At 58.7% G+C, this 23,202-nt stretch carries 21 protein-coding genes and 2 pseudogenes; 10 read left to right on the plus strand and 13 right to left on the minus strand.

Annotated elements, in window-relative coordinates; genetic code table 11:
* Nucleotides 1–45 precede the first annotated feature (45 nt).
* The 6 genes from J2Y56_RS16815 (at nucleotide 46) to J2Y56_RS16840 (ending at nucleotide 10,110) form a co-directional block, all read left to right on the plus strand.
* Nucleotides 46–1,641, plus strand: coding sequence for an FAD-binding oxidoreductase (locus J2Y56_RS16815; RefSeq protein ID WP_310351483.1), 1,596 nt, complete (start codon nucleotides 46–48; stop codon nucleotides 1,639–1,641).
* Nucleotides 1,642–1,646: 5 nt separating this feature from the next.
* The gene (locus J2Y56_RS16820; RefSeq protein ID WP_310351485.1) at nucleotides 1,647–3,245 is read left to right on the plus strand and encodes a glycerol-3-phosphate dehydrogenase/oxidase; all 1,599 of its coding nucleotides are present in this window, start codon (nucleotides 1,647–1,649) and stop codon (nucleotides 3,243–3,245) included.
* 210 nt (nucleotides 3,246–3,455) lie between these two features.
* Complete coding sequence (locus J2Y56_RS16825) at nucleotides 3,456–5,024, plus strand: FGGY-family carbohydrate kinase (RefSeq protein ID WP_033049301.1); 1,569 nt, start codon at nucleotides 3,456–3,458, stop codon at nucleotides 5,022–5,024.
* A 237-nt stretch (nucleotides 5,025–5,261) separates the two neighbouring features.
* Entirely contained in the window at nucleotides 5,262–6,551 is a 1,290-nt protein-coding gene (locus J2Y56_RS16830) for a phospholipase (protein ID WP_310351488.1), read from the plus strand.
* A gap of 70 nt (nucleotides 6,552–6,621) precedes the next feature.
* Nucleotides 6,622–8,577: a DUF1302 domain-containing protein gene (locus J2Y56_RS16835; protein ID WP_007946301.1), complete on the plus strand. Its 1,956-nt coding sequence runs from the start codon at nucleotides 6,622–6,624 to the stop codon at nucleotides 8,575–8,577.
* Between the two features lie 159 nt (nucleotides 8,578–8,736).
* A complete protein-coding gene (locus tag J2Y56_RS16840) occupies nucleotides 8,737–10,110 on the plus strand; it encodes a DUF1329 domain-containing protein (protein WP_310351491.1) in 1,374 nt (457 codons plus the stop codon).
* Between the two features lie 175 nt (nucleotides 10,111–10,285).
* On the opposite strand, the gene J2Y56_RS28490 is transcribed toward J2Y56_RS16840, so the two are convergent.
* Nucleotides 10,286–11,149, minus strand: a complete 864-nt coding sequence (locus tag J2Y56_RS28490; protein WP_405046863.1) for a methyl-accepting chemotaxis protein — start codon at nucleotides 11,147–11,149, stop codon at nucleotides 10,286–10,288.
* Nucleotides 11,144–12,205: pseudogene (locus tag J2Y56_RS28495) on the minus strand (methyl-accepting chemotaxis protein); the annotation flags it as partial. The gene J2Y56_RS28490 and the pseudogene J2Y56_RS28495, both read right to left, overlap by 6 nt.
* Before the next feature lie 249 nt (nucleotides 12,206–12,454).
* Here J2Y56_RS28495 and J2Y56_RS16850 point away from each other — a divergent pair.
* Nucleotides 12,455–13,126, plus strand: a complete 672-nt coding sequence (locus J2Y56_RS16850; protein WP_310334336.1) for a histidine phosphatase family protein — start codon at nucleotides 12,455–12,457, stop codon at nucleotides 13,124–13,126.
* Between the two features lie 25 nt (nucleotides 13,127–13,151).
* Nucleotides 13,152–14,000 carry a phosphatase PAP2 family protein gene (locus tag J2Y56_RS16855; RefSeq protein WP_310351495.1) on the plus strand — a complete coding sequence of 283 codons (849 nt, stop codon included), beginning with the start codon at nucleotides 13,152–13,154 and terminating at the stop codon, nucleotides 13,998–14,000.
* Between the two features lie 162 nt (nucleotides 14,001–14,162).
* Here the strand turns inward: J2Y56_RS16855 and J2Y56_RS16860 are convergent, their stop codons facing one another.
* A complete protein-coding gene (locus J2Y56_RS16860; RefSeq protein ID WP_310351497.1) occupies nucleotides 14,163–15,569 on the minus strand; it encodes a DUF2252 domain-containing protein in 1,407 nt (468 codons plus the stop codon).
* Nucleotides 15,570–15,781: 212 nt separating this feature from the next.
* Here J2Y56_RS16860 and J2Y56_RS16865 point away from each other — a divergent pair, with 212 nt between their 5' ends.
* Nucleotides 15,782–16,033, plus strand: a complete 252-nt coding sequence (locus J2Y56_RS16865) for a helix-turn-helix domain-containing protein (RefSeq protein ID WP_310334332.1) — start codon at nucleotides 15,782–15,784, stop codon at nucleotides 16,031–16,033.
* Nucleotides 16,034–16,286: 253 nt separating this feature from the next.
* Here J2Y56_RS16865 and J2Y56_RS16870 read toward each other — a convergent pair whose 3' ends face one another.
* From J2Y56_RS16870 to J2Y56_RS16895, 6 genes are all read right to left on the minus strand, one after another.
* On the minus strand, nucleotides 16,287–16,694 hold the full coding sequence (locus tag J2Y56_RS16870) for a hypothetical protein (protein WP_310351499.1): 408 nt from the start codon (nucleotides 16,692–16,694) through the stop codon (nucleotides 16,287–16,289).
* Entirely contained in the window at nucleotides 16,691–17,383 is a 693-nt protein-coding gene (locus tag J2Y56_RS16875; RefSeq protein ID WP_007942929.1) for a hypothetical protein, read from the minus strand. The genes J2Y56_RS16870 and J2Y56_RS16875 overlap by 4 nt, the downstream gene beginning before the upstream one ends.
* A gap of 319 nt (nucleotides 17,384–17,702) precedes the next feature.
* Complete coding sequence (locus J2Y56_RS16880) at nucleotides 17,703–17,951, minus strand: hypothetical protein (protein WP_310334327.1); 249 nt, start codon at nucleotides 17,949–17,951, stop codon at nucleotides 17,703–17,705.
* A gap of 35 nt (nucleotides 17,952–17,986) precedes the next feature.
* Nucleotides 17,987–18,370, minus strand: coding sequence for a DUF6124 family protein (locus J2Y56_RS16885; protein WP_007942927.1), 384 nt, complete (start codon nucleotides 18,368–18,370; stop codon nucleotides 17,987–17,989).
* Nucleotides 18,371–19,087: 717 nt separating this feature from the next.
* Nucleotides 19,088–19,255 (minus strand): hypothetical protein, encoded by a 168-nt coding sequence (locus J2Y56_RS16890; RefSeq protein ID WP_007942925.1) that lies wholly within the window; start codon nucleotides 19,253–19,255, stop codon nucleotides 19,088–19,090.
* 141 nt (nucleotides 19,256–19,396) lie between these two features.
* Nucleotides 19,397–20,314, minus strand: a complete 918-nt coding sequence (locus tag J2Y56_RS16895) for a hypothetical protein (protein WP_007942924.1) — start codon at nucleotides 20,312–20,314, stop codon at nucleotides 19,397–19,399.
* A 145-nt stretch (nucleotides 20,315–20,459) separates the two neighbouring features.
* Between J2Y56_RS16895 and J2Y56_RS16900 the strand changes: the two genes are divergently transcribed.
* The gene (locus J2Y56_RS16900) at nucleotides 20,460–20,882 is read left to right on the plus strand and encodes an organic hydroperoxide resistance protein (RefSeq protein ID WP_007942923.1); all 423 of its coding nucleotides are present in this window, start codon (nucleotides 20,460–20,462) and stop codon (nucleotides 20,880–20,882) included.
* A gap of 123 nt (nucleotides 20,883–21,005) precedes the next feature.
* On the opposite strand, the pseudogene J2Y56_RS16905 reads toward J2Y56_RS16900, so the two are convergent.
* The 4 genes and pseudogenes from J2Y56_RS16905 to J2Y56_RS16920 all read right to left on the minus strand — a co-directional run.
* A pseudogene (locus tag J2Y56_RS16905) lies at nucleotides 21,006–21,191 on the minus strand (DUF6124 family protein); the annotation flags it as partial.
* A gap of 255 nt (nucleotides 21,192–21,446) precedes the next feature.
* Nucleotides 21,447–21,752, minus strand: a complete 306-nt coding sequence (gene csgH / locus J2Y56_RS16910) for a curli-like amyloid fiber formation chaperone CsgH (protein WP_007942922.1) — start codon at nucleotides 21,750–21,752, stop codon at nucleotides 21,447–21,449.
* Between the two features lie 5 nt (nucleotides 21,753–21,757).
* The gene (locus J2Y56_RS16915; RefSeq protein ID WP_007942921.1) at nucleotides 21,758–22,267 is read right to left on the minus strand and encodes a hypothetical protein; all 510 of its coding nucleotides are present in this window, start codon (nucleotides 22,265–22,267) and stop codon (nucleotides 21,758–21,760) included.
* Nucleotides 22,251–23,153, minus strand: coding sequence for a CsgG/HfaB family protein (locus J2Y56_RS16920; RefSeq protein WP_007942920.1), 903 nt, complete (start codon nucleotides 23,151–23,153; stop codon nucleotides 22,251–22,253). Before J2Y56_RS16920 ends, J2Y56_RS16915 begins: the two co-directional genes overlap by 17 nt.
* Between the last annotated feature and the right edge of the window lie 49 nt (nucleotides 23,154–23,202).

Here is a 23,202-nt window from a genome sequence, read left to right on the forward strand (position 1 = left end):
GGGGCCTGAAATATTACTGATCAGAACCGCAAAAAGGACACACGCATGCGACGCTGGAACGGCTGGGGAGATGCAAGCACGGTGGTCGAGCTGCCGGCCCAGGGCGCGAGTTTTCTCGCCCGGCGGGTGGGGGACGGTCGAGCGCTGCCCGATGCGACGCTTGAGACGGCATTGGCCCGAGTACCGGCCTCGCGGTTGCAGCAACACCCGTTGTACAGCGTGGATGCCCATGATCGTTTGCTGCATGCCCGGGGTCAGAGCCTGCCGGACTGGCTGGCGTTGCGAGAAGGCGCGTTGGGCAATTATCCCGATGCCGTGGCATTTCCCGAAAGCGCCGAACAGGTTCGCCAGTTGCTGGCCCTCGCCCATGAGCAGGACCTGTGCCTGATTCCTTATGGCGGCGGCACTTCGGTGGCCGGGCACATCAATCCACCGAGTTCCGCGCGGCCCGTGGTGACGGTTTCCCTGGCGCGTATGAATCGCCTGCTGGACCTCGACGAACAAAGTTTGTTGGCCACTTTCGGCCCCGGTGCGACAGGGCCGCAAGTGGAAAGTCAGCTGCGCGCCCGGGGTTACACCCTGGGGCATTTCCCACAGTCGTGGGAGCTGTCGACCCTGGGCGGTTGGGTCGCCAGTCGCTCCAGTGGCCAGCAATCGTTGCGCTATGGGCGAATCGAGCAACTGTTCGCCGGCGGGACCCTGGAAACCTTTGTCGGGCCGTTGGAAATTCCCACTTTCCCGGCCTCGGCGGCCGGTCCCGATCTGCGCGAAGTGGTGTTGGGTTGTGAGGGGCGTTTCGGGATCATTTCCGAGGTCAAGGTGCGGGTCAGCGCACTGCCGGCCGATGAACGTTTCTACGGGGTGTTTCTGCCCGATTGGCCGCAAGCGCTGCAAGCCATCCGCCAGTTGGCCCAGGCGCGCGTGCCGCTGTCGATGCTGCGCCTGTCCAACGCGGTGGAAACCGAAACCCAGCTGGCGCTGGCCGGTCATCCGCAGCAGATCGCCTGGCTGGAAAAGTACCTGGCCCTGCGCGGCGCCGGTGAGGGCAAATGCCTGCTGACGTTCGGCGTAACCGGCAATCGCCGGCAAAATGCGCTATCCCTGAGCCAGGCCCGCAAGTACCTCAAGTCATTCGGTGGGGTGTTTACCGGTACCTTGCTTGGCAAGAAGTGGGCGCAGAACCGCTTCCGTTTTCCCTACCTGCGGGAAAACCTGTGGAACGCCGGTTATGTGGTGGACACCCTGGAAACCGCCACCGACTGGAGCAACGTTGATAACTTGCTCACGCTCATCGAAAACAGCCTGCGCGATGCCTTGGCGGCTGAAGGCGAACGGGTGCATGTCTTCACCCACCTGTCCCATGTCTACGGCGAAGGATCGAGCATCTACACCACCTATGTGTTTCGCCCGGCAGTGGATTACCCCGCGACCCTGGCCCGCTGGCAGGCGCTCAAGCAGGCGGCCAGCCAGACCATCGTCGACAACCACGGCACCATCAGTCACCAGCATGGCGTGGGCAAGGATCACGCGCCGTACCTGCTGCGTGAGAAGGGCGTGCTGGCCATGGCCGCCTTGCAGGTGCTGAGCCGGCATTTTGATCCGGCCGGGCGGCTGAACCCTGGCACGCTGTTGCAGGAGTGACGGCCATGAGCCTGGACTGGAACGCCGCGTGGCGACAGCGCGTGCTGCCGACATTGGCGGATGAAACCTGGGACCTGATCGTCATCGGCGGCGGCATCAGCGGCGCCGGTATCCTGCGCGAAGCTGCGCGCCGTGGCTGGCGCTGTCTGCTGCTTGAGCAGCGAGATTTCGCCTGGGGCACCTCCAGCCGATCTTCGAAAATGGTCCATGGCGGCTTGCGTTATATCGCCAAGGGCCAGTGGCGCCTGACCCGCGATTCGGTCCGCGAACGCCAGCGCCTGCTCGACGAAGCGCCGGGATTGGTGGAGCCGATGAGTTTCATGATGCCGCATTACCGTGGTGGCTTTCCCGGACCGCGAGTGCTGGGTGGTTTGTTGTCCATTTATGACGCGTTGGCCGGACGGCGCAGCCATCGCTTCCATGACGCGCAACAACTGCGTTATCTGGCGCCGGGGGTAAAGGAACATGACCTGCTGGGTGGCACCTGTTTTGTCGATGCACTGACCGATGATGCGCGTCTGGTGATGCGCGTATTGGGTGAGGCTCGGGCCGACGGCGCCGTGGTGCTCAACGGCGTGTGCGTGCAGCAATTGCTGCGTGAAGAGGGGCGCGTTTGCGGGGTTCAGGTCGAAGACTGCGAGGGGGGCGGATTACTGACATTGCGTTGTGGTGTGCTGGCCGTGGCCACCGGCGCGTGGGCCGAGCGCTTGCGCCTGCCCGATGCCCCTCGCCAGTTGCGCCCGTTGCGTGGCAGTCATCTGTTGTTGCCGGGCTGGCGCCTGCCAGTGGCGCAGGCCTTCACCTTCCTTCACGAGCGCGACCGTCGACCGGTGTTCGTTTTCCCGTGGGAGGGTGCCACGGTGATTGGCACCACGGACCTCGATCATCGCGAGGATCTGGATGAGAGCGCGAGCATCAGCGCTGAGGAACTCGACTATCTGTTGGCGGCCTGTAATCAGCAATTCCCCGGCGCTGAAGTGGTCGCTGCCGACGTGCTGTCGACCTGGTCGGGCGTGCGCCCGGTGGTGGGCAGTGCGGCGGGTGAACTCAAACCGTCGAATGAAACCCGTGAGCATGTGCTGTGGCACGAGCCCGGTTGCGTGACGCTGGCCGGCGGCAAGCTGACCACCTTTCGCCCGCAGGCCATCGAAGTGCTCAAGGCCTGCGCGACCATGCTCGACCGCCCCTTTGATGATGACGCCGCGCCGGTGTTTGCCGCCGTGCCGCCGCTGGAAATCCCCGGGCTCTGTGGCAGCCAGTGGCGACGCCTGGCCGGGCGGCATGGCCGGGACCTGCCGAGGCTGGCGAAACTGATCAAGGAACTGGGCCATGACAGCGTTGGCGCCACGGACACCTTGTGGGCGGAACTGGCCTTTGCCTGTGATTCGGAAATGGTCCTGCACCTGGATGACCTGCTGCTGCGTCGCACCCGTCTGGGCCTGTTGCTGCCACGTGGCGCCGAGGAATACTTTGCGGCCATCCGCCGACTCTGCCAACCGCGACTCCGCTGGGATGATGAGCGCTGGCAGCAGGAGTTGCAGCGCTATCAGGCGTTATGTCAACGCCATCACGGTCTGCCCGGCAGTCGCGTTGAGCACCCATAACCCTGTAGCAGCTGTCGAGCGCAGCGAGGCAGCGTTCGGCGGCGAAGCCGTCGCAAAACCACCACCCCGCAGATTCAGAAAAACCTCCGGGGTAGAGATGACGAGAACGTTGTTCTCGGACGCAGCCTCGCTCCGCTCGACAGCTGCTACGGGCTACGGATTATAAGAATTCAGGAATGTGCGCGACCCATGCCCATTGAAGAGAGCTCCATGGATAACCACCCGAACAAGCGTTACCTGTTGGCCATCGACAATGGTACCCAGAGCGTGCGTGCGCTGCTCTTCGACCTGCAGGGCAATCTGCTGGGCAAAGGCAAGGTCGAGTTGCAGGCCTATTACTCGACACGACCCGGCTGGGCCGAGCAGGACCCGGAGTATTACTGGGCGAAACTGGGCGAAGCCTGCCAGCAGGTGTGGCAGCAAACCGGTATCGATCGTTCGCAGATTGCCGGCGTATCCCTGACCACTCAGCGCGGCACCTTGATCAATGTCGATGCCCAGGGCAAGCCGCTGCGCCCGGCAATCCTCTGGCTCGATCAACGACAGACTGAAGTCGAAGGCGGGATCAAGGGGCCGTGGGGCTGGCTGTTCAAACTGGTCGGCGCGCAAGCCACCGTGGATTATTTTCGCGCCCAGGCCGAGGCCAACTGGATCGCCCGCCACCAACCCGAAGTATGGGCGGCGACCGACAAGTTTTTGCTGCTCTCGGGGTTTCTCACTCATCGCCTGTGCGGGCGCTTTGTCGATTCCGTGGGCTGTTGCGTCGGCTACCTGCCGTTCGATTTCAAACGTCTGAAATGGGCCGCGCCCAGCGACTGGAAATGGCAGGCGCTGGCGGTGCGTCCCGAGCAATTGCCGAGCCTGCATAAGCCCGGTGAAACCCTGGGCTACATCAGCGCCGAGGCCAGCCGCCACACCGGCATTCCCGAAGGACTGCCCCTGATCGCCGCGGGTGCCGACAAGGCGTGCGAAGTCGTGGGTTCCGGTGTCGTCGACGCTGACACGGTGTGCCTGTCCTACGGCACCACGGCAACGATCACCAGTACCCGGTCGCGCTACCTGGAAATCGTCCCGTTGATTCCACCTTACCCGTCTGCGCTGCCGGATCATTACAACTGCGAGGTGATGATATATCGCGGCTACTGGATGGTCAGCTGGTTCAAGAACGAGTTCGGCCTGCGGGAAATGCAGCAGGCCAAAGCGCAGGGCATTGAACCCGAACAACTCTTCGATGCACTGGTCGACGCCGTGCCACCGGGGTCCATGGGGCTGATGCTGCAACCCTACTGGACGCCCGGCATCCGCGAACCGGGTGTGGAAGCCAAGGGCGCAATGATCGGCTTCGGCGATGTGCATACCCGCGCGCATATCTACCGGGCAATCCTCGAAGGCCTGGCGTATGCCTTGCGCCAGGGCATGGAGAACATCGAGAAACGTTCGAAGGTCTCCGTCAAGCGTTTGCGTGTCGCCGGTGGCGGCTCCCAGAGCGATGCGGCGATGCAGCTCACGGCGAACATTTTTGGCCTGCCGGCCGAGCGCCCGCACGTCTACGAAGCGTCCGGTCTGGGTGCGGCCATTTGCTGCGCGGTGGGACTGGGGCTGCACGCGGATTTTCCCACCGCGATGGCGGCCATGACACGGGTAGGTGCGGTGTTCATGCCGCAACCCGAGGCGCAGCAGATCTATGAGCGACTGTACAAAGAGGTCTACCTGCGAATGTACCGGCAGCTCAAACCGTTGTACCAAAGCATCCGCAAAATCACCGGTTACCCCGCTTAGGAATACACCGCAGCCCTCTGTGGGAGCGAGCCTGCTCGCGAAAGCGGAGTGTCAGTCACCATTGATTTTACTGACCCACCGCATTCGCGAGCAGGCTCGCTCCCACAATGTCCCGTGTTTTTTTTGCACCTTGGGTGTGGCGCTATCGGAGAGCTTTTCTGGTGAGATTGGACAGTGTCAGGGGCTGGGTCGGTTGTTAGGCTCAACCCCACAGCACGTCCAATAAGAACCAAAACAATGAAGCTGACATTCCTCCTGCTGCTGCTTTGTGGAACGGCCCCGATGGCGTGGGGGTGGTCCAACCATACGGTGGGCAGCTACCTGGCGTTGCAGGATCTGTCGGCCTTGCACAATGCTCCTCAGGTTGAAGTCGAGCCGCTGGAGCAGTTTCTCGCGCAACAATACGAAGCCGTGAGCGCGTTGCTGGAAGAACAGGAACAGTTCGCCCGCGAGCACTTCGCCCAGTACCCGCCGCGCCCCGATAACCTGCGGCTGCCAACCGTGCCTGGGGACAACTTGCGGCACGACTTCCTCACCGCGATGCGCATCAATCCACAGATTCATCTGGCGATGGTTATCCAGCCGTTGCCCGGCAAGGATTTGGCCGAGCGTGAACACCTTAAAACCGAGCAGGTCATGGTCGAGCAGACGCTCTCACCGTGGAATCGCCAGCGTTTCATCCGCGTGGCGGACGGCGAAAAAGTAGCGCCCCTGGCCGTGTTGGCCAGCGCTGCCGATGAGCCGGATTACGGCCACGACATCAACCTGTTCAGCGACAACCCAGGCTTGGTCGGCGCGTTGTACGGTTTCGGCCCGCAGTCTTTTGGCGATGCACGGTTTCAGTACAGCTCCCAGGCGCCGTTCCATATGGGGTTCTTCCATGAAAGTGAGGTGGTGTATGCCGCCGCCGGATTTCTTCAGCGCAGCTGGCCGGACTGGCGTGCCTACCAGTACAGGGGTTTGGCTAGATTGGCGTTTGCCACTGGCCATCCTTACTGGGGTTATCGTTTTCTCGGTTGGGGCCTTCACCACGTTCAGGATCTGACCCAGCCTTATCACGCCAAGCCACTGCCCGGTGTCGAACTGGCGAGCCTGCTGCTACTGGAAAGCAAGGCGTTGGCCGGCTTCGACGCCGATAAGCAGGCGGCCATCGAACGGGTCGCCACCCGGCACATGGAAGTGGAGAAATATCAGTCGACCTGGCTTCGTCGCCTGCTGCGCGAAGGCCAGCCACACCCGATGCTCAAGGCTTACGCCGATCTTGTACAAGACGTTCGCTACCCGCCGTACTCAGTGGACTACCTGCTCGAGGTGGTGAGTGCCGAGTCCGCCGACGCATCCGCCGCGTTCGATGAAGCCATCGGGCAGTGGCTGGACACGGCACCGGCCACCAGCGATTTCAGCGCCGGTAACCAGGTGCAGCGCGAAGACTTCGACCATCCGGCACTTAACCGACAGCTGTTCAGACTGCTGGGGCATTTCGGCGCGCACAGCCGGATTTATGTCAGTACGGGATTGGCGCCATAGCCATCGCGGCAACATGGCCCACTGACACAGACATCATAAAAACAATAAAACCAGGGAAGAGGAATAGATCATGAACACTCGATTTCGCCTGTCTGGCGCGGCGCTCCCCGGCGTCGGCCTGGCAGGGCTGCTGCAACTGTGCGCGATCGACGGCGTGCAGGCCAAGGAGTTCAGCGTGCTGGACAATCAGGTCACCGGTTCTTTCGACAGTACCTTGTCCTATGGCCGTTTGTGGCGAGTCCAGGGCCGGGACAAGAACAACGACGACATCAATACCAACGACGGCAATCGCAACTTCGACACCGGGCTGGTTTCCGAGGTGTACAAGATCACCTCGGAGCTTGAGGCCAACTATCAGAACTACGGAATGTTCATGCGCGGCACCGCGTTCTATGACACCCAATTGATGGACAAACGCAACGACTACTACCGCAACAACAACCCGTCGCAACCGAGCCAGAGTTACCCGCAGGATGACCACTTCACTGACCAGACCCGCGATATCGCCGGTAGCCGGGTGGAGATGCTCGACGCCTACGTCTATGGCAACTGGGACGTGGTACAGATGCCGGTCACGGCGCGTCTCGGGCGCCAGGTGTTCAACTGGGGCGAGGGGGTTTTCTACCGGGGCGGGATCAACACCACCAACCCGGTGGACGCGGCCAAGTACCGTTTGCCCGGGGCCGAAGTCAAGGAAGTGCTGGTGCCGGTGGAAGCGCTCAGCTTCAACATCGGCCTGACCGACACCCTGACCATGGAAAGCTTCTACCAGACGAACTGGAAGGAAACCCGCATCGACCCGGTCGGTACGTTCTACTCGCAGACGGACCTGTTCGCCGACGGCGGCAACACCGGCTACAACAACTTTACCAATACCGCGCTGGACACCCCGGTGCCTGGCTTCGGTAACGTGATCGACCTGTACAGCGCGCTGGGCAACAACCCCTCGCTCAACCAGGCCCTGAGCAGCACCGGCCTTTATGCCAACGGGGTGACCCCGACCTTCGGCAATATCGTCAAGGTGGCGACCGTCGGCAAGGATTACAACGCGCGCAATGACGGTCAGTTCGGTTTTGCCTTTCGCTACGTCGCAGAAGAACTCAACAGCACCGAGTTCGGGTTATACCTGGTCAACTACCACGCCAAGGAACCGACTGTCTCCGCCGATCTGGGGGGTTACCAGGGCATCGACATGAATGCCCTGACCAACCTGTTGACCGGAGTCGCCGGCAGTCAGGCGGGGCAACTGGCCAACGGCCTGGCGACCGTGGATGTGATGGGCAATATTCAGGCTCATCGTCGCTACGCGGAAGACATCCGCATGTACGGCTTCAGTTTCAACACCACCCTGGGCCAGGCGTCGGTGTTTGGTGAAGTGGCCTATCGGCCGAACCTGCCCATCGGGGTCGCCGCCACCAACGACCTGATCGGCGACCTGGCCAACGGCGCTGCCGCATTGGCAGGCGGCCAGAGCATCAACATTGGCGGGCAGCAAGTCACGCTCGATGGCCAGATCAACAACGCTGAGCGGGTGGAAGCGTTCAACACTTCCCTGGGCACCATTTACAACTTTGGTCCGAGCCTGTCTTTCGACTCGATGTTCGGCGTGTTCGAGCTGGCATCCGAGCACCTGCGCGGCAGTAACTTGCAGTACACCGCGTATGACGGCAGTAACCGTTACTACGCGGGCACCGGCAACTTTTCCTATGTGTCCGGTGGCCGCCGCAGCGACCAGGTCAACCGCGATTCCTACAGCTACACCGCAATGGTCAATGGCACCTGGAACGACGTGTATGCCGGGGTCAACGTCTCGCCCTACGTCGTCTACAAGGACGATTTCAAGGGCAACAGTTATCAGGCGGGCAACACCATCGAGGGCCGCAAGGCCTACACCCTGGGGATCAAGGCCAACTACCAGAACAAGCTGGAGGCCGAGCTGCAATACACCGAATTCTACGGTGGTGGGCAGGACAACGGCCTGCGTGATCGCGACAACGTCGGCTTCAACCTCAAGTACTTCCTTTGATTGCTACACACAACCCCCCTGTGGGAGCGAGTCTGCTCGCGAAGACGGCCGCACAGCCAATAAAGATGTCGCCTGACACACCGCTTTCGCGAGCAGGCTCGCTCCCACAGGGTATCTGCTGTGTTTTGCAGACCTGCTGGATTTTTTCGGAGAACGATCATGTTTCACACCTCACGCCTGACCAAAACCACACTGGCGCTGTTCCTGAGCCTGGCCGCCGGCAGCACGCTGGCCGCCATCACGCCCCAGCAAGCCGAGCAATTGAAAACCACGCTGACACCGCTGGGCGCCGAGCGTGCCGGCAACGCCGCCGGGACCATCCCGGCCTGGGCCGGTGGTATCACCCAGGCACCGGCAGGCTACAAGCCGGGTCAGCATCACCCGGACCCGTATACGGCGGACAAGCCGCAGTTCACCATCACCAAGGCCAACCTGGAACAGTACAAGGCCCACCTCAGCCCGGGTCAGATCGCCCTGTTCAACAGCTACCCTGACACCTTCCAGATGCCGGTCTATCCTTCTCGCCGGTCGGGCTCGGCGCCGCAGTGGCTGTATGACAACACCTTCAAGAATGCGACGTCGGCCAAGCTGCTCGACGGCGGGACCGGTTTTGCCGATGCCTATGGCGGCGTGCCGTTCCCCGTGCCCAAGGATGGCATCGAGGCGCTGTGGAACCACATCACCCGTTATCGCGGCACCTATGTAGTTCGACGTGCTTCCGAAGCGCCGGTGCAGCGCAATGGCAGCTTCGCGCTCGTGACCTCGCAACAGGAAGGGCTCTTCACCTATTACCGCCCGGGCGGGCAGTTTGCCGACCTGAAAAACACCCTGTTTTACTACCTGGCGTTCGTGAAGAGCCCTGCTCGGCTGGCCGGCGGTGCGGCGTTGGTTCACGAGACCCTGGACCAGCTCAAGGACCCGCGTCAGGCCTGGATCTACGATGCCGGCCAACGCCGTGTGCGCCGCGCGCCGAACCTTGCATATGACACGCCGATCGCCTCATCCGACGGCCTGCGCACGGCGGACGATACCGACTTGTTCAACGGCTCGCCGGATCGTTACGACTGGAAGCTCAAGGGCAAGCAGGAAGTCTACATTCCCTACAACAATTACAAGGTCGGCAGCCCTGAGGTGAAGTACGCGCAGTTGCTCACACCGGGTCACCTCAACCCGCAATACACCCGCTATGAGCTGCACCGGGTCTGGGTAGTCGAAGGCACGCTCAAGCCGGGCTCGCGGCATATCTATTCCAAGCGCGTGCTGTTTCTGGACGAGGACAGTTGGGGTGCCGCACTGGTGGATCAATATGACGGGCGAGGGGAGTTGTGGCGGGTGTCGATGGCCTACCTGAAAAACTTCTACGACCTGCCCACCACCTGGAGTGCGCTGGACGTTTTCCATGACTTGCAGGCGCGTCGTTACTACGTGCAGAACCTGGATAACGAAGAACCGGCCACCGTGGACTTCGCCCAAGCGGTGCCGGAAGACGCGTATTTCATGCCGTCGGCGTTGCGTCAGCGCGGGACGCGGTGACTCACCTGACGCATTCGCGAGCAGGCTCGCTCCCACAGGGTAATGGGTTGATTGATCGTGCCCACGCTCTGCGTGGGCATGCAGCCCGTGACGCTCTGCGTCACATTTAGGAGCGGACGCAGAGCGTCCGTTGCGGCATTCCCACGCGGAGCGTGGGAACGATCAAAAGTGAATGTCAAACGCGGAAATGGCTGACCATCATCTGCAACTGATTCCCCAACCGCGCCAGTTCAACGCTCGACGCGGCGGTTTCGTCGCTGGCAGCGGCAGTCTGTTCCGACACGTCACGTACATTGATGATGCTACGGCTGATCTCTTCGGCCACGGCGCTTTGCTGTTCGGCAGCGGCGGCGATTTGCTGGTTCATCGACTGGATGTTGGACACGGTGCGGGTGATGTTTTCCAGTGACACACCGGCCTTGCGGGTCAGCGCAACGCTGCTGTCGGTGAGGGTGCGGCTGTTGTTCATGACCGCCGACACTTGTTGCGTGCCGCTCTGCAGAGCGGCCACCAGGCCTTCGATCTCTTCGGTGGATTTCTGCGTGCGCTGGGCCAGGCCCCGAACTTCATCAGCCACCACGGCGAACCCACGACCGGCTTCACCGGCTCGGGCGGCTTCAATCGCGGCGTTGAGCGCCAGCAGATTAGTCTGTTCGGCGACGGCTTTGATCACGTCCATGACGCTGCCGATCTTGTCGCTTTCCTGTTGCAGCACACTCATGGCTTCGGTGGAGCGCACCACTTCGCTGGCCAGGCGTTCGATCTGGGCGATGGCTTCGTTGACCACCTTGTCACCCTCGCGCGCTTCGCCGTCTGCCGCTGCGGCGGCTTGCGAAGCTTCTTCGGCATTGCGCGCGACTTCCTGCACGGTCGCTGTCATCTCGTGCATGGCAGTGGCGACCTGATCGGTCTCGACCTTCTGGCTGTTGACGCCGGCGCTGGTTTGCTCGGTCACGGCGGACAGTTCTTCGGCGGCGCTGGCAATCTGGGTGACGCCGTCGCGGATGCCGCTGATCAGGTCGCGCAGAGTCACGCCCATACGTGCGATGCCTTGCTGCAACACACCCAGTTCGTCACGGCGAGTGACGTTGACGTTCTGCGTCAGGTCGCCGCTGGCGATGCGTTCCACCACAGCTAATGTGTCGCGAATCGGGCCGGTGATTTGACGAGTGATGATCACGGCGGCAATCACGCCGACCAGCAACGCGAGCAAGGTGCTGATCAATTGCAGGGTGCGGGCCTTGGCGCTCTCGGCATCGCGGCGGTCGAGCTGAATCTGATACAGCTGATCGCTCAGAGTGACGATGGCGGCGCCCTGGTCAGTCATTTCCTTGCGAGCCTGCACGGCGTCAGTGTTGGCCGCTTTATAAGCCTGCAAGGCGCTTCGATAGTTGGCCAGCGCGGTTTCCAGCTGACGCAGGGCATCTAACTGAGTCTCGGCGAATTGCACATTGAGTGGTTTGAGGCTGGCAATCGCCGCATCCAATTGGCCGACGGCTTTTTGCTCGGTTTCGACGTTGGTGGTGGCGGTGTAGCCGCGCACTTCGTAGCGGGCCAGGATGAACGCTTCCTTGGCGGCTGTGATGGCCTGGAATTGTTCGAAACGCTGATCACCCAGGGGCATTTGCTGCACCCGGGAACTGAGGGCATCGATCAAGGTGCTGGCGGTTTGTGCATGAGCTGCCATGGCGTCGCGGGCACTGTTGCCGGTGCGGTAGGCGCTGCGCATTTTGTTCAGGGAGGTCTGGTACGCCGCAATGACGGTGCCTTGCTCTTTAAGAAGCTTGAGGTTTTCCGGGCTCTTGAATGTCGACAGCAATGTTTGCTGTTGGGCCGAGAAGGCATCGAGGGTGGTCTGTACGTTCTGCGCGGCGGTTTCGTCGCCATTGGTCAGCATGTATTGCAGACGCACCACGCGCAGCTTGGTCAAGCCGGCGTTGAGCTGGGTGATGTCGCTCATCCAGTTGCTGCGATCAATCAAGCTGCCCAGGCTCGTCCAGCCCGTCAGGGCCAGGACGCAGGTCAGAGCCAGGACCAGGCCGAATCCCAGGCCCAGTTTCACGTTCACGCTGATATTGCCGAACCAGCTTTTCATCAATCCCTCCAGGAATGTTGTGCTTCTTGATCATCGATTGGCTGGAAGATTGTTGTTTTTGGGCGCCAGCAAGGTAGGTAGCAGGTTTGTATCGGCCGTATTTGCGAGAGCTGAAAGGATTTTGTAGGACGGAATCTGTAACAAGAGTTTTAAGCTTTTTTTCACATGAGTTTCACCCGCTGCCAACGCACGCCTCATTACCCTCTCGGGATTGAATGACAGTGGTACTGGCCGGCGAGGCGGTTTGATGTGGAATTGAGACTGAACCTGCTCGGGATAAAACGCTCGATTGATTTGAGCCGCTATGCCCGCTATCGCAATGCAGCGGTGGTGCTGGCTGCCGCGCTGCTGGCGGTCCCATTGACGGTATGGCTGTTACAGCCTGACGCCGTGCCGGATCTGGCCCATGGCAATGTCGCGGGCGCCAAGGCATTAGCGGACGGCTGGGCCAAGGGCGACATGATCGTGCTGGTGCGCCATGTCGAACGTTGCGATCACTCCGCGGCCCTTTGCCTGGCGGGCAGTGAGGGCATCACCGAGCGCTCCCGAAGCGTTGCGGTCAGCGTGGGCGCGCAGTTCCAGCGCCTCGGGCTGAACAAGGCCGACATTTACCACAGTCCGATCCTGCGTGCTGCACAGACCGCCGATTTTATGTTCAGCAAGGGTGGCTTCGGTGAGGATTGGCTAATCAGTTGCAAAGGCACAATGTTGCGTGAGGCCTTGGCGCACAAAGTAGCGGGCCGCAATCTGATTCTGGTGACCCACAGTGAATGCATGACGCAACTCGAAAAGAACCTCAAGTTGCCAACCTTGACTTTGGGTTATGGCGCCTCGCTGTTTATCTCCGCTCCAACGCCTCAAACGACACACATGCTGGGTTTCATTGACGCCTCCGACTGGCACACGGTGACCACCCAATGACTTTTCCTCAGGATCAGGACACATCATGCTGAATTTTTCCCGACACCGCTTTTACTGGGTGAACTTCGGTATTGCGCTAGTCTGCGCAGCTGCGGTTTTCCTGATGTTCGACATGACTACCATCGACATCGCCTTCAACAATCTTTTTTTTGATCCGGTCACCCAGACCTTCCCGCTCGACCAGGTTCACTTATTCGAGAAAGTCACCCACAAGTGGGCGCGCATCATTCCCAACTGGACCGCAGAAATCGCCTTGATCGGCATGATGCTGTCGTTTGCCTGGCCACTGGTCAACCCGCAAAAGCGCCCGCGTATCGGTCAATTTCTGGAGCGGATCAAAGCCGCCCCCGTGCTGCGGTTTACCTATGAGCATCGCCGCGACTTTATCTTTGTGGTGGTGGCGTTTGCCGTCTGCACCGGTGTGATCCATTTCCTCAAGGCCCACACCAGCGTGTATTGCCCGATTGAAACGACCCTCTATGGCGGCAAAATTGCGCACATGGAGTGGTACAACAACTTCCAACTGTTCCATGAAGCCGGTGACGGTCGCTGCTGGCCGGGTGGGCATGCGTCGGGTGGTTTCACCATGCTTGCGCTGTACTTCGTTGCGCGTCGCTACCAGTGGCGATATTCCAAAGCGGTGTTGTGGTTCTCGTTGGTGCTCGGTTTCGTCTACGGAACAACAAGGGTTCTGCAAGGCTGGCACTACATGTCCCACACCTTCTGGGCCGGGATCTTCGTTTGGCTGGCGTGTTTGCTGACGGCCCTGGCGTTTTACGGGCGGGCAAGACTGGACGTGCCGGTGCTGAAAAAGGGTTCGGCGTCAGCGGACATGAGCACCAAGCTGGACGCTGCACCACCCACCACTGTGTGAAAAACAGACAGTGAAAGGTTGTCCGTTCTTTCAGGCAAAAAAAAGCCCGCGGGAGGGCGGGCAAACTGTAGTTTCTTGAAGAGCGAGGACAATGTACCGATTGTTGAGGCGCGACGGGGTGAAGAAAAGTTCATGTAGATGAACGTCCACGGGCCAGAGCGTTCACGGCAAATGATCCGCCGCAAAGTCCGCCTCCGAACGCGTGCGCAACTGACCCTTGCGGCAGGCTTGCTGGAATCGTTCGTAGTCGCGCTCATTCTGGTCGGTGTAACTTTTTGCGTACTTGATCAGCGCCTCTGCCAACGCATCGCTCTTGCCGATGTACCCGCTGATCTGCGAGGCGTGCCCGGATGATTTGGCATGGGCGCGAGCAAGGGCGCGACCACACAAGCGTGCGTAGGCAGCAAATGCTTCGGTGTCGAAGGTTTCCAGTTCGGCTGAGATTTTCATGTCGCGCAACTGGCGCACATAAAAGTGTCGACCGCTGGGGCCGGTGGTCCAGCCGAGGAACAGGTCACTGGCCGATTGCATCAATCGCTGACCGTCGACCACTCGCTGACCGTTATGTCGCACACGGGATTTCGCCTTCACGTAATCGGCGAGCACCGAACGCCGCGCTTCCTTGAATTGCAGGAACAGCGGGAACTCTTGCTCATCCGTCAGCAGCGCCACCAGGCAGCGCGTGCCGACACTGCCTACACCCACCACTTTGAACGCCATGTCGTGAACGTGAAAACGTGACAGTAGTTCACGACGGTCAGCTTGCAGCGTGGTTCGGTAGTCGCCCATGAATGTGTCATACAGCGGGCGCCAGTCCGAAAGGCGCAGCCAGTCATCGTCGGCATCCAGCAGCGTGGTGTTTTTGTGCAGGTGGAAAATTTCCGGCAAGTCATCGCGAATGACCAGATGACCTTTCGCGTGACGTTCGCTGATTTTCGGCAGCAGTTCGGCATGCGTACGCCGCTCGGCTTTTGCAATGGCACGCTCCACGTGCTCCAGCGTGCCTTTGCTCGCCTGCCTGAGCAAGTCATCGTAACTGATGGACTCGTACCAGTTATCCAGTGAGCTTTGTTGGGCGCACTCCAGCATGCTTTCCTGATAGGCGCCGACCACTTGGCGGCAGACGGTTTCTTCCACCGTCTCACCGTGGCGCAGGTCCCGGGCCGCCACCATGAAACTCGCCACCAGGCGTTTCAGGTCCCATTCCCACGGGCCAGGGTGGGCTTCGTCAAAATCATTGACGCTAAACAACAGATTGCGCTCGGGTGTGGCAAAACCGCCGAAATTCATCAAGTGGCAATCGCCACAGATCGTCGATACCAGACCCATGTCGGGTGTGGCGGCCAGGTCATGCGCTTGCAGCAAGGCGTTGCCTCGATAAAAGGCGAACGGCGACACGAGCATGCGGCCATACCGTAACTCGACCAGCGATTTGATCCGGCCTTCGCTGGACCGCTTGATCAGCGGCAGCGGATCACGCGTTCCTTTCCCCATGGCCGCCTGAGCACTGCGCGAGCAGTTTTTGCGAGCATCCTTGCCTTGCTTCAAACGGTCTTCGAGGGTGGTCATGAGGGCTCTTTTTGGTTGGCGTTATTAGGTGAATTCGAACTGAGTGTAGAAGGGGAGTGTGTGATTGTCTGAAGGGTTTGAGCGGTTACGGGTTGCCGGATTAACAGGCAATTGGGTGGGGAAATCAGCAAAATATCCGGCCCCAGTCATTCTGAGTAGCCAGAATGTTATGTATACGATAATTTTAGTCATGAATGTTACGGTAACGGCACATGGACTACTCACTGATCATCTCCCGCCTCGGTAAGCAAATACGCGAAAAACGTATCAATCGTGGCCTGACGCAAGTCCAGCTCGCCGAACTCGCGGGGCTGACACGACATAAAGTCATCGCGGTAGAAAAAGGCACCCTTAGCGTCGGGATGATCGCTTTTGCGCGAATCCTGGCTGCGCTGGACTGTGAGTTATCGGTCATTCCGGCGGCGATGCCGACGCTTGAAGAGCTTGGGGATCTGTTCGCATGAAAATGACTTCGCTCAGTGTCAGCACTCCAGAAGGCAATAGCGGCAGAATCTTCAGCTCGCCTCCAGACATTGTTAGCGGCGCTGGAGGTCGTGCTTGACCGCTATCCGCAGCATCGAGAACGAGCCCCTCATGTTGTCAGTGCCATCCAACGAGCGGCTGCGCCATTTGTGCTGATGTTTGGGTAGGTTGTTTCGAGGAGAGGAAGGGGCGAGGAGGCTTCTGAACGGAAATCAATTAATTGAATGACGAGCGTTAGATTTTTATCTGATCAAATTTCCCATGGGCAGGAAACTTCCAGGGTACGCGGAACGCAGCGCCGCCTCTGATCAGATTTGCTTGAGCGGTAATTGCAGGCCACCAACGCACCAGGTTATGAGCCTTGTTCCAATAGGACTCATTTCTCCAATGCCTGGCCAGGCAGAAAACGGGTAGTCCAGATTCGCGAAACGCTCGTTTTTCTATATCGCCCTTTGTAAATTTATCTTGTGAGATTACCGCCCAGCCGCCTTCGTTACTCAGCACTGAAATCCAGTCAATGTCGGTGGTGTTTTGCGGAAATTTATCTCGCAGTGGCAATACCGAATGGCCTTCTATTTTAGTCAACTCATTCAACGCACGGGCCAATGCGGGAGGAAGGTTATTATCCAGCAAGAAGTTCAAGCGGCATTCCTTTGCTCAAAGTGCACCGCGGCTTCAACGGCTGCCGTAGAAATTTCATAGAGAAGTGCCACCCGTTTGGTGTCTTTTCCCTCTGTCTTATAAGCGCTGAAAATCGTCGCGGTATCGATTCCTGCCGTTGTGAGAACGGGTTTGCCGAAATTGCGAGAAGGGTCCAGAACGATGGCTTTACTGCGCTTGACGGGATACCAACGTTGAGCCGCCTCTGATTCCGTGTAGTCAATGCCCTCGTATAGAGAAGGTTTAATGACTTGCTCGAAGGCATATTGACGCTTTATCAGATCCAGAAGGGACTCATCCCCTGTTTCACTCAGGACGGTAGCGAAAATGCTTCGGCCATCGGTTTGAAAACGTTTGCAGGTAAACGGATAGGCCTGGTTAAACAATTCTTTTGCTTGCTGTGAGGCATTGCGGATGGCTTGCAGGCTGATACCGTGTTGGCGGAAGGCATGCACGAAGCGAATTTCAATGAGGTCATGAAAGCCTAGAACGGCCTCATCCAGGTCAGCCAGTTCAGAGCTCCAAATCCCCGGATACTGAACACCATGCGCGGTATATCCGAATAGCCACCGGCGAATATCGGCAGCCGGAATCCCCGTGTAAAGGGAGGCTTCTGCCGGTGTGTACAAGCCAATACCGACAAGGCGACCAGGCAGTTTGATGGTTTGCAATGTGGCCTCCTTGTCAGCCGGTGATTCGGCGAGGTGATTCTGGTGGGAAGGACGATCTCAAGCAACCGGTCGTGGACGAACTGCCATTTTGTGGGTTCAGCGTAGGTCTAAAGGTTGATCGGCACAATCAGCTCAGAGTCGTTAAGGTTTGAAGGAAATTTCCGATGAGCCTGTCCTTTAATTCGCCCGCAAGATGACCAGAAGTGAACTGAGGCTGTTGGCTGGAAACGTTCTGCTGAGTTGAAACCAAAAAAGCACCTGCGATGTTTTCGCCAGGTGCTTTCGTTATTGATGAGCTACGGCCATTTCGTTACATCGTCTAAACCTGTGCCCGCAATCGTCTACCGACGACATCCATCAAATCACAACCATCGCGCAGCGAAGTCACCAGTACCCGCGCCAGTTCACTGTGAACACCTTCGCCAAACGCGATGTTCTCCAGCAATTGAGTCGCGGTACGGATGCGGTAAGCCGCGGTTTCGTGCAATACGTCCAGCGGTGCTTCGGTGTCGATCAGCAACGACGCGATGGTGCAGTCGATGCCGGTGATAGGCATGTATCGATCCATGACAACCCCTCCATTGGGTAAACGAACGCGAGTATTCAGTGTTGGCTGGCGGATGGGGTTTCAGGTAGCCCATCGGGCGGGTCGAGGTTGTCCAGCGCGCGGTTTACCAACAGCTCGGCCAGTACGCTCAACTGCTGAATCGCCAGTGCCACATTGCGACGCGAGCCTTCGAGCTCACAGGCGAGGTCGGTGGTCATGACGTTGAGGGAGGCCAGTGTTTCGCAGGCGTGAGCGAGCAGGGTAGGAGTGTCGATTTCGGGGAGGAGGGTGAAGACGTGGCTGATGGGGTCGGGGCGTTGTGGGTTGCGCAGACGAGCGCTGACGGTGCGTTCGGTGGAATCAGCGAGATGAGTCAAATCGGGAGTGTCTGCATCTGAGCGTGCCTCAGATCCAGGTGGATTTGGAGTTATCTTTTTCAAATTGAATATCCTCACACTATTGATAAGAGCTACCAATCCCCTGCTGTCAAACAGGATTGGGTGGCAGCTGTGCGCGGGTTGACAGACCGGAAGTGTGAGAACCCGGTGCACCCGAAGATGCCCCGCGCACAGCCACCATAACGAGACTGCATGCGCGTGAGCATGCCGCCCGGTCGGGAGGGAGTGCAGATTACACTTTTCAGCCTGTCAAAGCCGATCGCTGTTTTGTAGCGACATCTGAAGGCTATCGACGTAGAACCGCATCCGCCAGTTCATGAAATTCGATACGAGTTGCGGGAAGTTTCCTAGGACGTGGACTACATCCATTTGGATAGCGTGCGAATCAGAGCATGACCCCTTACTAGTGGGGGGGCAGCAAGATCTAGGTCGATGTGATGGGACGATGGCTTGCCAAAAGTGAGCGAAAAATAAAAAAAGCCCGACACGAGGGCGCAATGCTGTTCACTTAAGCAATTTCAGTCACGACGCATGCTTGTAGCAGCTGCCGAAGGCTGCGTCGGCCGGTCCGCGCTCGGGCAAAGCAGTCGTGAACCCGGCTGCCGTGGTGTACCTGACGCACCGCAATGGCTGATTTTACGACTGCTTCGCCCGAGCGCGGACCGGCCGACGCAGGCTTCGCCAGCTGCTACAGATCGCATAACGGCTTAAGTGAACAGCATTACGACACGAGGGCGGGCTTCTTATCTGAGCAGCGGGTTAACCTCGTTTAGCTTCAGCTTCCATCATCACAAGGTTCTGCTGCTTGGTGGCTTCTGTCAGCACTTTGCTGTAGATACGCTTTTTTTGATTTGACTTGGCGTTACGAATAAAGTCGGCAAAGGGGCTCTTGGCGCCCTTAGTAAAAACATGCTTGTTCGACATCATTAATGCGCTCCTGATCCTGACCCGAGCTGAGCCGTTAAATCAGCTCGCATGTGTCGCTCGGTGATTTGGTAGTCAACTTTATTGCCCCCTGCTTTGTAAAGTCGTGCTGAATTGTCGATCGCACATGGCCGGCTCCAATTCTCAATATTCAGTAACCTCACCTTCCCTCAAAACCCACCCAGCCTCCCCAGCCATCAACCTGTACTGAACCTGCCGCATCCTCCCCGTCCGTCCCGCCTCAACATCCGCACTGTCATAAATCGGAAACCGGCGCACCAACATGTTCTCCACCACTGCAAACTCTTCTTCCCCCTGATACCCCTCCGCCATTTTTGCGTTCTCACTAACGGCCGGAAGGTAAATCTCGCTCAGCGATTTTTTGCGGTTGGCTGCATAGGCGACCAACTCACCCGGCATCCCGCGACCAGGTGATCGGGCGAAGACGTAAATCTCCGGTGAGCCATCGCGATCCAGGTCGGCGACTTCCGCGCGTGCGATGTTGCCGGTGAGTGGTCGAGTGATCTGCGCGTTGTCGATTTCCAACCCTTGAGGCGAAATGCGCACCACGGGGTTCCCGTCGACCCATTCCCCTTTCACATGAAATCGTATGCCTTGCAGTTCTAGCGTCTGATCAAACGGTTGGGCGCTGTCCGTCGAGGGGCTGAGGTTCAATGAAAGGCTGTAATAAGCGACCTGGTTGCGCCGTGCAGCGTTGCGCATGAGGTACACCTGAACCGTGTACTCGCCATCGACGGGCAACGGGCCCATGAAGTGGTTGCCCATGATCGATCCGTTGAACAGCGCAGAGTCGGCCCCCTTGGCGGTGATGTTGAAATAGGCGGATGCCTTGGAGGGCTTGAGGTCGACGGTCAGTATCTGGCCTGCCTTCGCATTGACGCGGTACTGCGCGGTGTTCGGGCCTTTGATCGATTGGTTGAACCTGACGCTATCGGCGCCTTTATCGAAAGGGACGTGCTCGACACGAGGTGCAAGTTCGGTGGCGGCGTGTGCATACGTGGAAACCACGGCCAACAGAACGACGATGATCAAGCGGTTCATGTTTTTTTCCTGAGTGGACCTGAGGCGAAAGGATAGATAAACCCGGCGAGGAGGCGAAGACACAAAACCGACAAACGTCACGGGTGAGTAGAGGCTGCGCTGCTAGGCTTGCCTACTCTGTTGCTTCCCATCAGGAGTCACGGCCATGAGTACTGCACTGGAAAACGTTCTGTACACCGCAAAAACCCACACTGTCGGTGGCCGCACCGGTACCGGCAAGTCCAGCGATGGCGAACTCGACGTCACCTTCAGCTCCCCCGGCTCGGGCAAGCCCGGCACCAATCCGGAGCAACTGTTTGCCCTCGGCTATTCGGCTTGTTTCATCGGCGCGATCCAGGTGGCGGCAGGCAAGATGAAAATCAAATTGCCGGAAGACACATCGGTGGATGCCGAGGTGGACTTGGGTAAAACCAGTGCCGGGGACTTTCAGCTGGCCGTCAGGTTGAACGTCAACATTCCCGGCTTGGAGGCGGGGGTGAAGCGTGAACTGGCTGAGGCTGCGCATCAGATGTGCCCGTATTCGCGGATGACGCGTGGGCATGTAGAGGTGGAGTTGAAGGTGGTTTAAATCCCAGCCACATACTGAAATTGCCTTTGTGGGAGTGAGCCTGCTCGCGATAGCCATCGTGCATACAATATGGATGTCGCATGACACACCGCCATCGCGAGCAGGCTCACTCCCTCAGGTGGATCAGCGGTGTGGCGACGATCTCGACACTTTAATGTTATCCAGCATCCGATTCACCGCCAGTTCCGCCAGCATTACACTCGCCGAGGCCAGCGACTCACAGGCATGCGCCAACAGGTCTTCGCCCTTCATATCCGGCGAAACGAAAATCGTGCTTGGCTTGCGGGCCACGGACGCTTTGAGGGGGGACCTGAGCGGTGATGGTGTTGCCGACCATGGCCGAGTCAGGTCCGGACGGCCTCAAGTGAAGCGGTTGTTGGAGCGTGCCCGTGCCTTGGCGGGGGTCGCCACCAGGGTCTTCTGGGTTATCAACGGCGTGACCTGCACGATGACTGTGGCTGGTGCCGAGAGTGCACCGAGCGAATCCGTGGCCTGGTAGGTGACGGTGGTGGAGAAGGGACTGGTGATCTTTTGCGGTGCAGTAACGCCATTATTTTTCAGCGACTATTTAGGCGCGCCGTTGCATGAACTATCGATCTCTCTGAGCAGCGTGTCGTTCTGGAAAATTTCCAAATGCACCTGGCAGGTCGCATCTTCAGGCATGCTCAGGCTAACTCCGTTAGACGAAACGCCGCTTTGCACCTCGCCTTGCTGACTAATACCGGCGCTTCCGTTCGAGCTGTTTTGGCGCACTGTCATTCGATACTGAAGTGACAGAGGCGTAGGGTTCTCAATGTGAGGACGGATCATCACAATCGCTCCGCTGCGCTGCATTTCGATCGACACGCCCAACTGGGAAAAGTCCATCATAGGGTTTACCTCTGCGTCGCGTTGGCGCTCATGTTATCGCCGTGCTGTATGATCGAGACCGTACCACCGAACCCGGTTTGATCAACTGTCGCCTGGTTAGCTTGCCCATACTGGCCGACAAACGCCTGATTGTACGCACCGTTCTGAACGACACTGGCCAGGTTGGAAGTGCCTTGCTGCACGACGCCGGTCTGGTTGTAAGCACCAGATTGATTGATCTCCAGACCGTTGTTCAATCCTTCCTGCTTGGCAGAAATCGAATTGACAACATTGCTTTGGTTGATCACCGCCCGATTGCCAATCCCCACCTGACTTTGAGCAAGACGTTGTGCGGCGCCATTCTGATCGACTCGTGTTTTGTTGTACGAGCCGATCTGCGAAATGGTGGCGACGCTGTTGCCCACGGTTATGCCGGCATAGCGCGTCTCGGGGGTCAGGTCTGCTGCCTGGCATAGTGCGCAGGTGGCGGACAGCGTAGCGGCCAGCCACCAGCGACGATTATTTTTGAGCGCCATTAATCTCTCCGTTTGTTAGCAATAGACTTTCGATTGGGGCAGCCGGCAAGGTGGTCATGAGTTCGTCATAACTTTTTAGATAGCCTTGCAACAACGGTTTGTGGAGATCGTCCGGGTTCTTCAGGTTCCAGCTACCGTCGCGGGCTCCTTGGGCAATCATGTGGATCAGTGCGGTTTCAATCGCTTCGCGCACGCATTGCTGAACAGGTTCGTTGCGCGACAACCCTGTTTCAACTTCTAGCAGGTGTTTGAATGAGACGAAGCGGAAAATGCCGAAGTCGACCTGAATCGAAAACACTGTTTTGGTCGTCGTGATGCTCTGAATAATGTCGCCAGTTCTGATGTCTACCGCCCTCAAGTTGACCGTAACCTGATCTTGCCGGTACAACTCCGATGGCCCGACGCCTAGATAACGAACACCAATGCCACCTGTTCTAACATTGCTTTCATAGGCGACGATGGCGCCCTCAATTACCATGTTAGCAGCACGTAATGGCGGTAACTGGCCTTGGGCCTTGTCTTGGGGATCCTCTAGTGCACGGATTATTTTGCGTTCTGTGAGCAGATCTTGCAGGTTTTCACGTTCGACCGGTTTGAACCAGCGGGAATCTCGCAGCGCGGTGATTAAGAGCGATGCAGCCCCTTGGGTCACCGAGGTTGAAAACGAGCTGTCAGGCGCCGGTTTGTATTGGCCGGTCTGATCGCGCAGGCCATATACCGCGACACTGATAGGGCCAGCAGGCGCAGGCAGGTTAGTCAAGTCACGGAGGCTCTGTGTAGCGGGCGCGAGCGTTGCCGGGGACAAGGTCGACGCGGGTCGAGACGTGACACAACCAGCGAGTAGTATTGCGGCAGATACAATCGACAATAACGAACGGACACGCATTTTCTTTCTCTTCCTGCACAAAAAAAACCCGCCGAAAAAATCGGCGGGG

It is taken from the genome of Pseudomonas sp. BE134 (assembly GCF_031456105.1).
GTDB lineage: Bacteria > Pseudomonadota > Gammaproteobacteria > Pseudomonadales > Pseudomonadaceae > Aquipseudomonas.

What these genes read in the sequence shown, in the direction of transcription:
- J2Y56_RS28490 (WP_405046863.1), bottom strand. Translation starts at nt 11,149, where the DNA reads ATGGGCGTGACTCTGCGCGACCTGATCAGCGGCATCCGCGACGGCGTC.
- J2Y56_RS16820 (WP_310351485.1), top strand. Translation starts at nt 1,647, where the DNA reads ATGAGCCTGGACTGGAACGCCGCGTGGCGACAGCGCGTGCTGCCGACA.
- J2Y56_RS16895 (WP_007942924.1), bottom strand. Translation starts at nt 20,314, where the DNA reads ATGAACCGCTTGATCATCGTCGTTCTGTTGGCCGTGGTTTCCACGTAT.
- J2Y56_RS16880 (WP_310334327.1), bottom strand. Translation starts at nt 17,951, where the DNA reads ATGGATCGATACATGCCTATCACCGGCATCGACTGCACCATCGCGTCG.
- J2Y56_RS16825 (WP_033049301.1), top strand. Translation starts at nt 3,456, where the DNA reads ATGGATAACCACCCGAACAAGCGTTACCTGTTGGCCATCGACAATGGT.
- J2Y56_RS16915 (WP_007942921.1), bottom strand. Translation starts at nt 22,267, where the DNA reads ATGGCGCTCAAAAATAATCGTCGCTGGTGGCTGGCCGCTACGCTGTCC.
- J2Y56_RS16890 (WP_007942925.1), bottom strand. Translation starts at nt 19,255, where the DNA reads ATGATGTCGAACAAGCATGTTTTTACTAAGGGCGCCAAGAGCCCCTTT.
- J2Y56_RS16920 (WP_007942920.1), bottom strand. Translation starts at nt 23,153, where the DNA reads ATGCGTGTCCGTTCGTTATTGTCGATTGTATCTGCCGCAATACTACTC.
- J2Y56_RS16815 (WP_310351483.1), top strand. Translation starts at nt 46, where the DNA reads ATGCGACGCTGGAACGGCTGGGGAGATGCAAGCACGGTGGTCGAGCTG.
- J2Y56_RS16835 (WP_007946301.1), top strand. Translation starts at nt 6,622, where the DNA reads ATGAACACTCGATTTCGCCTGTCTGGCGCGGCGCTCCCCGGCGTCGGC.
- J2Y56_RS16855 (WP_310351495.1), top strand. Translation starts at nt 13,152, where the DNA reads ATGCTGAATTTTTCCCGACACCGCTTTTACTGGGTGAACTTCGGTATT.
- J2Y56_RS16840 (WP_310351491.1), top strand. Translation starts at nt 8,737, where the DNA reads ATGTTTCACACCTCACGCCTGACCAAAACCACACTGGCGCTGTTCCTG.
- J2Y56_RS16865 (WP_310334332.1), top strand. Translation starts at nt 15,782, where the DNA reads ATGGACTACTCACTGATCATCTCCCGCCTCGGTAAGCAAATACGCGAA.
- csgH (WP_007942922.1), bottom strand. Translation starts at nt 21,752, where the DNA reads ATGATGGACTTTTCCCAGTTGGGCGTGTCGATCGAAATGCAGCGCAGC.
- J2Y56_RS16900 (WP_007942923.1), top strand. Translation starts at nt 20,460, where the DNA reads ATGAGTACTGCACTGGAAAACGTTCTGTACACCGCAAAAACCCACACT.
- J2Y56_RS16830 (WP_310351488.1), top strand. Translation starts at nt 5,262, where the DNA reads ATGAAGCTGACATTCCTCCTGCTGCTGCTTTGTGGAACGGCCCCGATG.
- J2Y56_RS16860 (WP_310351497.1), bottom strand. Translation starts at nt 15,569, where the DNA reads ATGACCACCCTCGAAGACCGTTTGAAGCAAGGCAAGGATGCTCGCAAA.